Origin of the sequence: Candidimonas nitroreducens (assembly GCF_002209565.1) — a bacterium.
GTDB lineage: Bacteria > Pseudomonadota > Gammaproteobacteria > Burkholderiales > Burkholderiaceae_B > Candidimonas > Candidimonas nitroreducens.
In genome coordinates, this window is record NZ_NJIH01000011.1 from 218363 (window position 1) to 232036 (window position 13674).

At 65.9% G+C, this 13674-nt stretch carries 14 protein-coding genes; 11 read left to right on the top strand and 3 right to left on the bottom strand.

Annotated features, from left to right (window positions below; all coding sequences use genetic code 11):
• Window positions 1-13: 13 nt before the first annotated feature.
• Window positions 14-838, bottom strand: a complete 825-nt coding sequence (gene hpnC, locus CEY11_RS19720; protein ID WP_088605129.1) for a squalene synthase HpnC — start codon at window positions 836-838, stop codon at window positions 14-16.
• Window positions 839-1118: 280 nt separating this feature from the next.
• Between hpnC and alr the strand changes: the two genes are divergently transcribed.
• The 8 genes from alr to phoU all read left to right on the top strand — a co-directional run bounded on the left by alr (window position 1119) and on the right by phoU (window position 8495).
• Window positions 1119-2252 (top strand): alanine racemase, encoded by a 1134-nt coding sequence (gene alr, locus CEY11_RS19725; RefSeq protein WP_088605130.1) that lies wholly within the window; start codon window positions 1119-1121, stop codon window positions 2250-2252.
• 99 nt (window positions 2253-2351) lie between these two features.
• Window positions 2352-3068: an SDR family oxidoreductase gene (locus CEY11_RS19730; RefSeq protein ID WP_088605131.1), complete on the top strand. Its 717-nt coding sequence runs from the start codon at window positions 2352-2354 to the stop codon at window positions 3066-3068.
• Between the two features lie 169 nt (window positions 3069-3237).
• Window positions 3238-4593, top strand: a complete 1356-nt coding sequence (gene radA, locus CEY11_RS19735) for a DNA repair protein RadA (RefSeq protein WP_088605132.1) — start codon at window positions 3238-3240, stop codon at window positions 4591-4593.
• Between the two features lie 141 nt (window positions 4594-4734).
• On the top strand, window positions 4735-5601 hold the full coding sequence (locus tag CEY11_RS19740) for a sulfite exporter TauE/SafE family protein (RefSeq protein WP_088605133.1): 867 nt from the start codon (window positions 4735-4737) through the stop codon (window positions 5599-5601).
• A gap of 9 nt (window positions 5602-5610) precedes the next feature.
• Window positions 5611-6438 carry a lipopolysaccharide kinase InaA family protein gene (locus tag CEY11_RS25820; RefSeq protein ID WP_233154991.1) on the top strand — a complete coding sequence of 276 codons (828 nt, stop codon included), beginning with the start codon at window positions 5611-5613 and terminating at the stop codon, window positions 6436-6438.
• Window positions 6439-6564: 126 nt separating this feature from the next.
• A complete protein-coding gene (locus CEY11_RS19755) occupies window positions 6565-6921 on the top strand; it encodes a Spx/MgsR family RNA polymerase-binding regulatory protein (protein WP_088605134.1) in 357 nt (118 codons plus the stop codon).
• A gap of 61 nt (window positions 6922-6982) precedes the next feature.
• Window positions 6983-7663 (top strand): ribose-5-phosphate isomerase RpiA, encoded by a 681-nt coding sequence (rpiA, locus tag CEY11_RS19760; protein ID WP_088605135.1) that lies wholly within the window; start codon window positions 6983-6985, stop codon window positions 7661-7663.
• Window positions 7664-7787: 124 nt separating this feature from the next.
• On the top strand, window positions 7788-8495 hold the full coding sequence (gene phoU, locus CEY11_RS19765; RefSeq protein WP_088605168.1) for a phosphate signaling complex protein PhoU: 708 nt from the start codon (window positions 7788-7790) through the stop codon (window positions 8493-8495).
• 191 nt (window positions 8496-8686) lie between these two features.
• Here phoU and CEY11_RS19770 read toward each other — a convergent pair whose 3' ends face one another.
• Window positions 8687-8959 carry an oxidative damage protection protein gene (locus CEY11_RS19770; protein ID WP_088605136.1) on the bottom strand — a complete coding sequence of 91 codons (273 nt, stop codon included), beginning with the start codon at window positions 8957-8959 and terminating at the stop codon, window positions 8687-8689.
• Between the two features lie 489 nt (window positions 8960-9448).
• Here CEY11_RS19770 and CEY11_RS19775 point away from each other — a divergent pair, with 489 nt between their 5' ends.
• From CEY11_RS19775 to CEY11_RS19785, 3 genes are read left to right on the top strand one after another with little or no spacing between them, the layout of a single operon-like run.
• On the top strand, window positions 9449-10438 hold the full coding sequence (locus tag CEY11_RS19775) for a Bug family tripartite tricarboxylate transporter substrate binding protein (protein ID WP_158215390.1): 990 nt from the start codon (window positions 9449-9451) through the stop codon (window positions 10436-10438).
• 40 nt (window positions 10439-10478) lie between these two features.
• Window positions 10479-10856 (top strand): cupin domain-containing protein, encoded by a 378-nt coding sequence (locus tag CEY11_RS19780; RefSeq protein ID WP_158215391.1) that lies wholly within the window; start codon window positions 10479-10481, stop codon window positions 10854-10856.
• 3 nt (window positions 10857-10859) lie between these two features.
• Complete coding sequence (locus tag CEY11_RS19785; protein ID WP_088605139.1) at window positions 10860-12188, top strand: metal-dependent hydrolase family protein; 1329 nt, start codon at window positions 10860-10862, stop codon at window positions 12186-12188.
• Window positions 12189-12217: 29 nt separating this feature from the next.
• Here CEY11_RS19785 and argA read toward each other — a convergent pair whose 3' ends face one another.
• Entirely contained in the window at window positions 12218-13573 is a 1356-nt protein-coding gene (gene argA / locus CEY11_RS19790; RefSeq protein WP_088605140.1) for an amino-acid N-acetyltransferase, read from the bottom strand.
• Window positions 13574-13674: the final 101 nt, after the last annotated feature.

Here is a 13674-nt window from a genome sequence, read left to right on the forward strand (position 1 = left end):
CGGGCTTGCCGCATCAGCGCAAGGCGCGCCACAGCAACAGCGCCCAGTCGCTTTTGCGCAGCGTCGGCCGGTGGTGGAATACGTCGTAGTGTATCCGTTCCAGCCGTTCCAGGATGCGCAGGCCGCCGTGGGCCACCATGCGCAATTCCAGCCCGATGCGCCCGGGCAGGCGGCGCGCCAGCGGCAGGCCGGCCTGCAGCATTTCGCGCGCCTGCGCGGCCTGGGCGCGCATCAGCTGCTGCCAGGCTGGGCCGGTGTCGCCGCGTGCGATCTGCGCCTCGTCCACGCCATGGCGGCGCAGTTTTTCACGCGGCAGGTAGACGCGGCCCTTGGCCCAGTCCACGGCGACGTCCTGCCAGAAGTTGACGAGCTGCAGGCCGGTGCATAGCGAGTCGGCTGCGCGCAGGTTTTCGGGCGACACCGCCTGGTACAGGTGCAGCATGAGCCGGCCCACCGGATTGGCCGAACGCGAGCAATAGTCCAGCAGCTGCGCGTCGCTTTCGTAGCGGTGCAGGCGCACGTCCTGCTCGAAGGCCGAGAGCAGGTCGAAAAAGCATTGCAGGGGCAACTGGTGCTGCTTGATGCTGCGGGCCAGCGGCACGAAGACCTCGGCCAGGGGGTCGCCGCCGGCCAGCGCCAGCGTGCCGGTGCCGATGTCCTGCAGCGCGCGGCGGTAGGCTGCCAGCCGGCGCAGGCGGCTGGCGTCGTCGTCGCTGCCTTCGTCGGCGATGTCATCGGCACTGCGCGCATAGCGATAGATGTCCCTGACCGGCCCGCGCAGGCGCGCGGGCAGCAGCAGCGAGGCAACCGGGAAGTTTTCGTAATGGTCGACGGCCATGGGCAAAGCGCGAAAGATGTTGCAGGTCGTTCCATTTTAAGTGCCTGCAGGCAGCCTGCCACGGCCGCCGGGCGGCGCGCCGGTATCGCGCCGGTATCGGCATGTATCCGCGGCCGGCAAGGCCCCGCCGGATGGCTTGGTGCGGCCGGGCTTGCATCCGCACGCTGTGTAAACTATTGTTACTGCGCTCTTAACTTGTCCACGCAAACTGAATTAGACTTCGGCATGTCCGGCCCGGCCCGACGAAAACCGGCCGCACATGCAGACTACGGGAACACTCATGCCTCGCCCCATTTCGGCGCACATTTCATGGTCGGCCATGCGGCACAATCTGCTCGCGGTCCGGCGTCACCTGGACAGCCCTCGGGTTGCCGCCGACCGCGCCCGGCCGCACGTATGGGCGGTGATCAAGGCCAATGCCTATGGCCACGGCATACTCAATGCCGTGCAGGGCTTTGCCGCGGCCGATGGCCTGGCGATGCTCGATCTCAACGAGGCGGTGCGCTGCCGCGAGGCCGGCTGGAGCGGGCCGATTCTGCTGCTGGAAGGCTTCTTCGAGCCCGCCGATATTCCTGTGTTGGATCAACATCGTATATCTATTACCGTGCATTGCGCCGAGCAGCTCGACATGCTGGAGCAGGCGTCGGTAGGCCGTCCGCTGGATGCCATGGTGAAGCTGGACAGCGGCATGAACCGCCTGGGATTCCAGCCCGCCGAGTACCGGCCTGCGTATGGCCGCGCCCTGGCCTTGCAGCAGCGCGGCGTGCTGGGCGCTTTGGGCCGCATGACCCATTTCGCGCGCGCCGACGATGACGCACAGGCTACGGCGCGGCAAATAGCCGTGTTCGACGAGGCCGCGCGCGGCCTGCCCGGCTCGGCCAGCCTGTGCAATTCCGCCGCGACCCTTACCGACGGCCTGTGGGCGCGCTGCGTGGCGGCCGGCGAACAATGGGTGCGGCCCGGCATTTGCCTGTATGGCGCCACGCCTTTCGATGAGCGGCCGGCGGCGGGGCTGGGGCTGCGGCCCGTCATGACCCTGCGCTCGCGCCTGATCAGCGCTCACGTGCTGCCAGCCGGTGCCGGCGTGGGCTATGGCTACACCTACACGGCGCCGCACGATACGCGGGTGGGCGTGGTCGCCTGCGGCTACGCCGACGGCTACCCGCGCCATGCGGCCACCGGTACGCCGGTCTGCGTGGGCGGCGTAATGACGCGCACTCTCGGCCGTGTTTCCATGGACATGCTGGCGGTCGACCTGGATCCGGTGCCGCACGCGGAAGTCGGCACCGAGGTCGTGTTGTGGGGCGAAGGCGGGCCGCCGGTCGACGATGTGGCCCGCGCCTCGGGCACCGTGGGCTATGAGCTGCTGTGTGCCCTGGCGCCGCGCGTGCCCGTGCACATCGAGCGGGACTGATTTTTTGCCTGGCGGATCCAGGCGGCATGCGGGCGGCGAGAAGCAGGGCCGGCGGGTGTCGACCCGTGCGGCGCGAGGTTTTTTTCTAGGGATCGAATCGTGAAAGACAAATGCGTACTGGTTACCGGGGCCACTAAAGGCATAGGCTGGGCCATTGCCCGGCGGCTGGCCGACATGGGCTGTCATGTGGTGGGGCTGGCGCGCCACACCCAGGAAATCGACTTCCCGGGATACCTGTACTCATGCGATCTGCAGAACGCCGGCGAAACGGAAGACATATTGCGTGTCATCCGCGAAAAGTATCCGGTGGACGCGATCGTCAACAACGTCGGGGTCGTGAAGCCCGAGCCGCTGGGCGAGGTGGATCTGGCCTCGCTCTACGAAGTGCTGGATCTGAACGTGCGCGTCGCGGTGCAGGTCGTGCAGGCCTTCGTGCCGTCCATGAAGGCGCGCAAGGAAGGGCGCATCGTCAACATCTGCAGCCGTGCCACGCATGGTTCGATATGGCGCACCAGCTACTCCGCGGCCAAGAGCGCCCTCATAGGCTGTACCCACACCTGGGCGCTGGAGCTGGCCGAATACGGCATTACGGTCAACGCCGTGTCGCCCGGCCCGATCGAGACCGAGCTGTTCCGCGTCAACCAGCCGGTAGGCAGCGAGGGCGAGAAAAAAGCCCTGGCTTCGATTCCCATGGGCCGCCTGGGCCAGCCAGCCGAGGTCGCGGCCGCGGTCACTTTCCTGCTGTCCGACGAGGCGGGCTACATCACCGGCCAAGTGCTGGGCGTGGACGGCGGCGGCAGCCTGGCGGGGCGTTAGACATAAGGCATTAGGGCTGCAGTGCTTTGACATGGGGGCCGCGCCCCAGGCCCAAGCTGCCGGCGGCATCGCCCCGGGCTGATCCGGCAGCCCGATCTGATTCCGCGCTCCGTGCCAAGGCCGCCGCCGGCTTTGGCCGAGCCGGATGCCCGTCCGGTTACACTGTCGCATGGCCAAAACCAAGACCACCTATATATGCAATGAGTGCGGCGGCTCCAGCCTGAAATGGGCGGGCAAGTGCCCGCATTGCGGAGCCTGGAATTCCCTGCAGGAATCCGTCGAATCCGAGCCCGGCGGGCACCGCTACGCGCCGCTGGCGGGCGCCGCCAGCGCGGTGCTCAACCTGGCCCAGGTCGAGGCGCGCGAACAGCCGCGCCAGCCCTCGGGCATTGCCGAATTCGACCGTGTGCTGGGCGGCGGCCTGGTGTCCGGCGGCGTGGTGCTGATCGGCGGCGACCCGGGCATAGGCAAGTCCACGCTGCTGCTGCAGGCGCTGGTGTCGCTGTCGCACGCCGTCAATGTCTTGTATGTGTCGGGGGAAGAGTCCGCCGAACAAGTAGCCCTGCGCGCCCGCCGCCTCGACCTGGACACCAGCGGAGTAAGCCTGCTGGCCGAGATACGCCTCGAGGCCATCGTCGCCGCCCTGACCGAGCACCGGCCCGGCGTGGCCGTCATCGATTCCATCCAGACCCTGTACTCGGGCGAACTGAGCGCCGCGCCTGGCTCGGTGTCGCAGGTGCGCGAATGCGCCGCCCAGCTTACCCGCCTGGCCAAGCAGACCGGCATCGCCATCGTGATGATCGGCCACGTCACCAAAGACGGCTCGCTGGCCGGCCCCCGGGTGCTGGAGCACATCGTCGACACGGTGCTGTATTTCGAGGGCGACACGCATTCGGCGTTCCGCCTGGTGCGCGCCTTCAAGAACCGCTACGGGGCGGTCAACGAGCTGGGTGTGTTCGCCATGACCGACAAGGGGCTGCGCGGCGTGAACAACCCTTCCGCGCTATTCCTGTCGCAGCACGAGCAGGGCGTATCGGGTTCCTGCGTGATGGCCACGCAAGAAGGCACGCGGCCGCTGCTGGTCGAGATCCAGGCCCTGGTCGACGGCGCCAACGCGCCCAACCCGCGGCGCCTGTCGCTGGGCCTGGAGGGCACGCGCCTGGCCATGCTGCTGGCGGTGCTGCACCGCCATGCCGGGGTCGTCACCTTCGACCAGGACGTGTTCGTCAATGCCGTGGGCGGGGTCAAGATCACCGAACCGGCGGCCGATCTGGCAGTGCTGCTGGCCATCATGTCGTCGCTGCGCAACCGGCCCCTGCCGCGCGGCCTGGTGGTGTTCGGCGAGGTCGGGCTGGCCGGCGAGATCCGGCCCGCGCCGCGCGGCCAGGAGCGCCTGCGTGAGGCCGCCAAGCTGGGGTTTTCCACGGCACTCATCCCCAAGGCCAACGCGCCGCGCCAGGCCATCGAGGGCCTGGAGATCTGGGCGGTCGACCGCGTCGACGCGGCGATCGCCCGTGTGCAGTAAGGCAGGCGCATCGCAAGCAGGTGGCGCCTCGCAGGCCGTGTCCAGTGGGCGCGGGTTTCGACCAGCCGCTTTGAAACGCATGTGGCAAGCGGCAATGATCCCGAGTAGCGGGCAGAATTCGGCAAAATCAGGAGTCGTCAGTTGGAGTGGTATTTAGTCGGCTTGGGCTGCCTGCTGGCGGGGGCCCTGATAGGTTTCACCGGCGGGGTGCTGGGCATAGGCGGAGGCCTGCTGGCCATTCCCTTGCTGGGCCTGGTGTTCGACATGCCGCAACAGGCGGCGCAAGGCACGGCGCTGGTGATGGTGCTGCCGGCGGTGCTGCTGACGGTGCGCAAGTACAACCAGCGGGCGCGCATCGACTGGCATGCGGCGGCGGCCGGGGCGGCGGGTTCCATCGTGTTCACCTGGATCGGCGCGCGCATCGCGCTGGGCATCGACCCGATATTGCTGCGGCGGGTCTATGCAGCCTTCATCCTGTGCATCGCCATTTTCTATTTCTTCCAGAGCCGGCCCAGGAAAAACAAGACCGTTGCGAAGGGGGGAGAATCGGGCAGGATCGGCGCCCGCAAGGGGGCATCCGATAAATTTGCGGCCGGCAAGGCTGCCTCGGGCAAGGCCGCCCAGCCCCCGCCCGCGCGCAGCCCTGCGCAGGTTCACAAGGGCTGGTTTGCCCTGGTGGGGGTGATGGCCGGCATGGCCAGCGGCATCTTCGGCGTGGGTGGCTCGGTGCTGGCGGTACCGTTCCTGACGACATATTTTCGCCTGTCGCAGACCTCGGCCCAGGCCCTGGCCCTGAGCATGATCGTCCCGGGCGTGGTGGTGGCGCTGGCCACTTACACGGCGCACGGCCAGGCGCACTGGCTGATCGGCCTGCCCCTGGCCGCGGGCAGCATCTGCTGCGTGCCTTATGGGGTGCGCTGCGCCTACGCCATGCCCGAGCCGCGGCTGAAGATGATATTTGCGCTGATGCTGCTGGTGATAATCTTTCTGCTGTTGATCAAGGCCTGAGGGGCTGTTATGCCTGAAGATTCCTGCGCTGAACTGGCCTTGCCGGGCGGCGCCATGCGCTACGATCCGCGGCGGCTGGCCCATCCCGGCGGCTTCCTGTTCGATCCGCAGGCGCCGGCCAACGCCGCCGTGCCGGTGGGCGAGGGCGGCCGGCAGGCGGCCTGGTTCACCCAAGGGGAATACGGTGCCGCCGTGCTGCGGCATTACCGCCGCGGCGGCCTGGTGGCGCGCATCAGCCGCGACCGCTATGTGTGGGCCGGCGCCGGGCGCAGCCGTTCCTATGCGGAATTCGAGCTGCTGCGCTATATGCACGCGCGCGGCCTGCCCGTGCCCGCGCCGCTGGCCGCGGCCTGGTGGCGCAGCGGCTGCACTTATCGCGCCGCCATACTGGTCGAGCGCCTGCCTGGCGTGACCACGCTGGCCTCGGTTCTGCGGTCGCCCAAAGATGCCACGGGCGCGGACTATGACGGCCGATCTCCGGAGGAAGATTCAAGCAGCGCGTCGGGGCACGATGCGTCCGGAGAGGGGGCATCGCAGCATCGCCTGCTGGTTGATCGGGGTTTGCCCAGCCAACAGGCGGTGGCGTCCGCCATCCACGCGATGCACCAGGCCGGGGTCTGGCACGCCGACCTGAACGCCTACAACATCCTGCTCGACCGGCAGGGCGCGGCCTGGCTCATCGATTTCGACCGCGGCCGCCGCGGCAAGCTGACGCCGCGGCAGCGCCGCGACAATCTGCTGCGGCTGCGGCGTTCGCTGCTGAAGGTGGCGGGCGAGCCGGGCCTGGCCTATTGGCAGGGCCTGGAGCAGGCCTACCGGCGCCTGGGTGAGGCATAATGCGGGCTTGCGATGGATAGCCGGCCCGTCATGCAATGACGGCCGAGTCGATGCAGTGCCGGCCGGGCTGCAGAGCCGCTGCGTGCGCTGCTATATGGCGCACGGCGGCAATAGTCAGGAGATACGATGAAATCCGTGGAACTTTACGGTTTGGAAAAATGCAGCACGTGCCAGAAGGCCAGGGCCTGGCTGGACGAGCACGGGCAGGCCCACAACTTCGTCGACTACCGCGAGCACCCGATCGCGCCCGCGCGCCTGAAGCAGTGGGCGCAGCAGTTGGGCGGTTGGGAAAAGCTCGTGAACCGGGCCTCGATGACCTGGCGCAATCTGCCGCAAGAGCGCAAGCAGCCGGCCGACGATGCACAGTGGCTGGCTCTTGTCGCCGAATATCCGGCGCTGGTGCGCCGGCCCGTGACCCTCATGCCCGACGGCACAGTCGCGGTGGGGTTCACCGACAAGAAATACGCCGCGCTGTTCGCCTGATGCGGCCGTACCCATGCGATCGGTGTGTTTGCGATCGGGGCGTTTGGACTAGGAAAGAAAAATGTTGAGCCAGCAAGAACTGAAACAGCGTGTCGCCGCGGCGGCCGTCGAATATGTGTTGCCCTTCATGGGCGCCGACGTCGTGCTGGGCGTAGGCACGGGCTCCACCGCCGACCTGTTCATCGACGCCCTGGCGCTGCATCGGCAGCGCTTCAAGGGGGCGGCGGCCAGTTCCGAACGCAGCGCCGCGCGCCTGGCGGCGCACGGCATCAAGGTCTACGACCTGAACGAGGTGCAAGGCATGCCCGTGTACGTGGACGGCGCCGACGAAATGGATGCCGGCCTGAACATGATCAAGGGCGGCGGCGGCGCGCTCACGCGCGAGAAAATCGTTGCCTCGGTGGCCGAGCGTTTCGTCTGCATCGCCGATGAATCCAAGCTGGTCGAGCGGCTGGGCGCCTTTCCCCTGCCGATCGAGGTGATTCCCATGGCGCGCGCCAGCGTGGCGCGGCGGCTCGAGCTCATGGGCGGGCGGCCGCAATTGCGCAGCGGTTTCGTCACCGACAATGGCTGCCAGATCCTCGACGTCGCAGGGCTGCGCATCGATGTTCCCGCAAGCATGGAAGCCGAGATCAATAATATTCCGGGTGTCGTCACTTGCGGCCTGTTCGCCATTGCCGGCGCGAACGTGGCTCTGCTGGCCACGCAGCAGGGCGTGCGCGAACTGCGCCGGCCGTCATGAAGCCGTAACAATCCCCGTGTAGCCTGCCGTGTTGTATCCCGTCGCGGGCCGCGGCGGCGCCGTGCTGCTTGCCGGCGCCCGCGCAAACCCCCGCGGCTTATCGCAACATGACACTGGGCCGCACATGTCCGAACACACCAACAAGCAATTCGACGCCGATCTCGAAGCCATCCGCACGCTGTTCCTGAGCATGGGAGGCGTGGTGGAAGCCATGGTGAGCCTCAGCATGCTGGTGCTGGCCGAAGGCCGGGAAGACCAGGTCGAACGCGTACGCGCCCGCGAGCGCGAAGTGAACCGGCTGGAAGTCGAGATCGATGAGCGCATCGGCCTGCTGATCGCGCGCCAGCAGCCCGCGGCCATTGACCTGCGCCTGCTGTTGTCGGTGTCGAAAATGCTGACCGACATGGAGCGCTGCGGCGACGAGGCCAAGAAGATCGCCAAGACCGCGCGCAGGCTGCATGAGTCGACCGCGCAGCCGGATCCGCTGGAAGGCATGGATCGCATGGCCTCGCGGGTCACCGGCATGTTGCGCGACGTGCTGGACGCCTTCGCGCGCCAGGACACGCCCAAGGCCTCGAGCGTGCTGTGGGCCGACGAAGACGTGGATCAGGACTGGAAGGCATGCCGGCGCAACGCCATCGAGGGCATGGCTGCGCTGCGCGATCCGGCCGCCATTGCCGGGGTGTTCGAACTGGTGTTCATCGCCCGTTCGCTGGAACGTATCGGCGACCATGCCAAGAACATGGCCGAGCAGGTAATTTATCTGGTGCACGGCGCCGACGTGCGGCACACCGGCCTGGAAAACGCCGCGCGTCTGGTGCGCGGGGAATAGGGCGCACGCCCTCCGCGCGGGGCGGTGGCTGAATGAAGCCGAAGAATTGAAGCTGAAAGGGCGCCGCAGCGGCGCCCTTTCAGTGTGAGCCCGGCCCTGGCGGGCTTGCGGCTCGGGTCTTTATTCTTTTCGAAGCACCCTGCTAGGCAGGCGCCGCCGGAATTCGATCCGCCATTTGCGCCAGACCGGCCCTAGTTCGAGGGGGGCACGTAGCCCGGGGCGTCGACCGCGGAGTCCTCGAACAGAAAGCTTTCCATCTGCTGGGCCAGGTATTTGCGCGCGCGGGCGTCGGCCAGATTCAGGCGGTTTTCATTCACCAGGCGCGTCTGGATGCCGATCCATTCCTGCCAGGCCTCTTTGGAAATGCTTTGCCAGATGCGCGTACCCAGGGGCCCCGGATAAGGCGGGAAGTCCAGCCCTTCGGCCTCGCGCTTGAGCTTTACACATTGAACCATACGTGCCATGGCGGTACACCTTGCTGCGGATTGATCGATGGCATGTATTGTACCGCCCGCTGTACTGCCACGCCGCCGCGCAGGCGTGGCGCACCGGTACGCGCGCCCATCCCCGGGTGCCGGGCCCGGCGCGGCCTGCCGGCGGCTCGGCCGCCGCCCGGCGTGAGGTTCGGTTCCATAGGGGCGGCCAGGAATGGGTGGCTGGCACGGTCAGACAAACCACGTGGCACGTAGGGCCAAGACAATCGAGACCGGGCGGCATAGAGTGGCAGCGAAGCTCCGGCTTGAATTCGGGTGCGGCAAGTAATGCTATCCATATCTTGTGCGGCCGATTGCAGCGATGAAGAATTGCAACGGACGGCCGATGGCGGCCGATTCCGGGCGATATAAGAATTGTGTATAGGAGGCCGGCGAAGCATGCCCTGTTGCGGGATTGGCCTGGCATCGGGGTTTCGCTGGCACTGGGTAGGAACGGAAAATAACTGCGAGGAGGCAGCTGTGAGATCCATTTCCAGGCTTGTCGTAAGTTTTGCCCTGTCGGTAGGCGTAGGCGCAGCCGGCAGCTTGTCGCCGACCGCTTCTTTTGCGCAAACGCTGGCGGGGAAGCAGCTGCGCCTTATCGTTCCCGCCCCGCCCGGGGGCGGATTCGACAGCCTCGCCCGCTTGGTCGCCACTAAAGTCAGCGAAAACCTGAAGACTTCGGTCATTGTAGAGAACCGCCCCGGGGCCGGACAGCAGATCGGAACAGCCGTCGCGGCCCGGGCTGCGCCGGACGGCACGACCATACTGATGGTGGGTACGAACTTCACTACCAATCCGCTCTTCAATCGAAATCTGCCCTACGATGCGCTCAAGGATTTCGAACCGGTAATGATCATGGCCCAGACGCCGTTCATGCTGGTGGCCACCCGGACTCTTCCGGTCACGACTCCTCAGGAATTCGTGGCCTATGCAAAAGCACACCCCGGACGCTTGAGCTATACGGCCACCCAGCCGCGCGGCGCCGCGCAACTGGCGGCCGAGCTTTTGAAGCTGGACGCCGGGATAAACATGACATTTGTTCCTTACCAGGGCAGCGCGCCCGCGCTGACCGATCTTATGGCGGGCAGGGTGCAAGTAATGGTCGACGCGCCGGTGACCTCCATGCCTCACGTCAAGGCTGGCGCTTTGCATGCCTTGGCCCTTACCTCGGCGACCCGCAGCCCTTATCTGCCCGACATCCCTACGCTGGCGGAATCGGGCTGGCCGCACATCGATGTCACGGCCTGGGCGGGGCTGGTGGTGCCGGCGCGCACGCCCAAAGAGGATGTTGCGTGGCTCAATGCCGCTTTTACGAAAGCTTTGTCCGATCCCCAACTGCAGAAAGCGCTCGCGGCTCAATACTGGGTCGTCACGCCGAGTTCGCCCGCAGAAACGAGGAAGTTCCTCGACAAGGAAATGAAGCGATGGGCCGACCTGGTCGCGCGTGCCAAGTTGACGGTCAATTGACCCCTGATGGACACATGTTTGCGTAATGGAGAGAACAAAAATGGAACCTGTAGGAAACGTCGCGGATCTTCCATGGGAAGACGGGTCTGTGCTGCGCGGGGCGCGTGAGTTTCAGATCATGGAGCTTGTGGCGAATGATCCGACATATACGAAAGCGTTCAGTCTCGAGTATGTCCGTATTTCCCGGAACGGCCATTCGGTGACGCACGTCAACTCGTGCAGCCACTTTCTGTATGTGCTGGACGGGGTGGGCGAAATCACGATCGAAGACCGCACCTGGCCTTTGCGTGCCGGATCCTACGCAAGAGTCAAGGGAGGCAAGCGCCACTCGCTGCGCAACCAGGGCGACGGCGATATGTATGTGCTGGCCGTCTACGATCCTCCGCGGGTCACCGACACATCGACCAAGGTAGGCTAGGCGATGGAAGATCGAACCATAGTTTTCGCCGTAGGCCGCCTTATCGATGGCCGCAGCCCCGAACCCAGGCCCGACGTATCGGTGGTGGTGCGTGGTTCGCGGATCATCGAAGTGCGCCCCACAGAGGCCCTCGATATTCCCGAGGCCTCCGATTGCTTGAGAGTCGATCTTACGGATCGCGTGTTGTTGCCGGGCCTGATCGATTCCCATGTCCATTTGTGGGGAGAGCTGACGCTCGATCATTTCCACAATATAGGCGTGCCCAAAGAAGTCAAAATTCTGCGGGCTGCGCGGGATCTGGAAAGCCTCATCAAGGCGGGCTTCACTTCCGTCAGGGACTGCGGAAGCAAATTCGCCGTCCATCTTCGCACCGCGGTCGAAGAAGGGACGCTGCTGGGGCCGAGGATCGTGACGCCGTACTGCTGGCTGAGCCACACGTCGGGCCATGGCGATCTGACGTTTCTGCCGCCCGAATGGGCGGACGTCGTATCGATCAAGTCCCGGATTGTGGATGGTGTCGACCAGTGCAGGAAAGCGTGCCGGGAGCACTTCCGCATCGGAGCCGATTTTTTGAAAGTCGTTACGTCGGGCGGAATAATGTCCGAAATCGTAAGCGCCAAAGAGGCGCAGTTCACTCTGGACGAGGTGCGTACGGTCGTTGAGGAAGCCGATCGGGTGGGTACGTTCGTGGCCAGCCATGCGGGTGGAAATGCGGGAGTGCGCTTGGCGCTCGAGGCGGGGGTGAAAACCATTGAACACGGGTACTTCCTGGACGATCCCGAGGTGTTCGAGCTGATGCTTGAAAAGCGTATTGTCTATGTGCCTACGCTATGCGTAAGCAAGAAGCTCGCGCAGGGCGCGGCATACGGGGTCGGCAGTATTGCCGTGCGCAAGGCGCAGGAAACATTGGGGCCGCACAGCCGGGCTTTCCAGCTTGCCAGATGTGCTGGCATTCCCATCGCAATGGGTACGGACTTTGTCGGCGGGCCCTTGCTGCCGCATGGAGAAAATGCCCAAGAACTGGAGAATCTGGTCGAAGGAGGGATGACCCCCATGCAGGCGATCATGGCCGCCACCCGCGTTGCATCGATGGCGCTGGGCTTGCCCGATGAGATCGGCACAATTCAAGAGGGCAAGTCAGCCGACTTGCTGGTCGTTGACGACGATCCGTTGGGGAATATTTCCGTTTTGACAAAGAAGAACCATATACGCATGGTGGTCAAAGAGGGGCAGGTCTTGGTCGACAAAGACGGGAAGGCCGGGGCTCCGTGCGAAATTCGTTCTCCGTTCACGGTGTCGGCCGCGGCCTCGGCGCCCGCAGGCGCCCGGTAGGTAGACGGGCGCCGAGCCGCACAGCGCGCCTACAGCCGCTTGATGAAGATCAGGCTGTTGCGCGAACGGTTGTAGTGCGCCTGGCGTTCGCGCGGCAGGTCGGCGATGCCGCCCTGCACGAAGCCGCGCTTCATGAACCAGTGCGAGGTGCGCGTGGTCAGCACGAACAGGCGCCTGGCGCCCAGGGCGCGCGCCTTGGACTCGATGTGGCGCAGCAGCATCTCGCCCTCGCCCGTGCCCTGCCATTCGGGGTGCACGATCAGGCAGGCCATCTCGGCCATGCCTTCGTCCAGGTAGGGCATGAGGGCCACGCAGCCGTATATCACGCCGTCGTGCTCGAGCACGGTGAACTTCTCGACGTCGCGCTCGATCACCGCGCGGCCGCGCGGCACCAGCGTGCCGTCGGTCTCCAGCGGTTCGATCAGCTGGACGATGGCGCCGACGTCATCGACCGTGGCCGGGCGCAGGTCGTCCAGCGTGTCTTCGACGACCATGGTGCCCACGCCGTCGTGGGTAAAGATTTCCAGCAGTATGCTGCCATCCAGGGTGTAGGGCACCAGGTGGGCGCGGGCCACGCCGCGCTTGACCGCGCGCGAGGCGTGCGCCAGGAACGAGGCCGTGTCCTCGTCCAGCGTGCCCTCGGCCAGCAGCGCGTCGGCGTCTTCGCGGGCCAGCTCGGTGTCGACGTCGCCGTTGTGGTCGCGCACGGTGCGCCCCTGGGTCAGGAAAATCAGCTTCTCGGCGCGCATCGACACGGCCACGCTGGTGGCCAGGTCTTCCATGGCCAGGTTGAAGGCCTCGCCTGTGGGCGAGAAGCCCAGCGGCGAGAGCAGCACCACTGCGCCCTGGCTGACGATGTTGCGCAGTGCGTCCATATCCAGCTTGCGCACGGTGCCGGTGTGCTTGTAGTCAACGCCGTCGATGATGCCCACCGGCCGCGCGGTTACGAAGTTGCCCGAGATGACGCGGATGTGGGCATGCGACATGGGGGTGTTGGGCAGTCCCTGGCTGAAGGCGGCCTCGATGTCCAGGCGGATTTCGCCCGCGGCCTCTTTGGCGCATTCCAGCGCCTCGACGCTGGTGGGCTCGGTGCCGCGCCCGAACTGCGTCTGGAAGCCCTTGAGGCGCAGCTGTTCGTTGACCTGCGGGCGCGAACCGTGCACCAGCACCAGCCGCACGCCCAGCGCCGACAGCAGCGACAGATCCTGCACCAGATTGTTCAGCGCACCGTCGCCGACGAGTTCGCCGCCGAACGCCACGACGAAGGTTTTGCCCCGAAAATCATGCACATAGGGCGCCACCTCGCGGAACCAGCGCACGAACTGGGCGGGGGCGAATTCGGGCGCGTCCTGCGCGGATACGGTGTCTACGTCGTTGGTGGCCATGTCTTCCGGTTGGCGGGGTGGGGCGAATATGGGCGTCCCACGTGGGGAACATCGACGCAAAATTATAATAACTGCTGCCGCAGGTACAGAAGATTTATGCA

Excerpts from the sequence above, each read along its gene's own strand:
- argA (WP_088605140.1), bottom strand. The coding sequence starts at position 13,573 with ATGGCCACCAACGACGTAGACACCGTATCCGCGCAGGACGCGCCCGAA.
- CEY11_RS19770 (WP_088605136.1), bottom strand. The coding sequence starts at position 8,959 with ATGGCACGTATGGTTCAATGTGTAAAGCTCAAGCGCGAGGCCGAAGGG.
- CEY11_RS19780 (WP_158215391.1), top strand. The coding sequence starts at position 10,479 with ATGGAACCTGTAGGAAACGTCGCGGATCTTCCATGGGAAGACGGGTCT.
- CEY11_RS19785 (WP_088605139.1), top strand. The coding sequence starts at position 10,860 with ATGGAAGATCGAACCATAGTTTTCGCCGTAGGCCGCCTTATCGATGGC.
- CEY11_RS25820 (WP_233154991.1), top strand. The coding sequence starts at position 5,611 with ATGCCTGAAGATTCCTGCGCTGAACTGGCCTTGCCGGGCGGCGCCATG.
- CEY11_RS19755 (WP_088605134.1), top strand. The coding sequence starts at position 6,565 with ATGAAATCCGTGGAACTTTACGGTTTGGAAAAATGCAGCACGTGCCAG.
- hpnC (WP_088605129.1), bottom strand. The coding sequence starts at position 838 with ATGGCCGTCGACCATTACGAAAACTTCCCGGTTGCCTCGCTGCTGCTG.
- alr (WP_088605130.1), top strand. The coding sequence starts at position 1,119 with ATGCCTCGCCCCATTTCGGCGCACATTTCATGGTCGGCCATGCGGCAC.
- radA (WP_088605132.1), top strand. The coding sequence starts at position 3,238 with ATGGCCAAAACCAAGACCACCTATATATGCAATGAGTGCGGCGGCTCC.
- phoU (WP_088605168.1), top strand. The coding sequence starts at position 7,788 with ATGTCCGAACACACCAACAAGCAATTCGACGCCGATCTCGAAGCCATC.
- rpiA (WP_088605135.1), top strand. The coding sequence starts at position 6,983 with ATGTTGAGCCAGCAAGAACTGAAACAGCGTGTCGCCGCGGCGGCCGTC.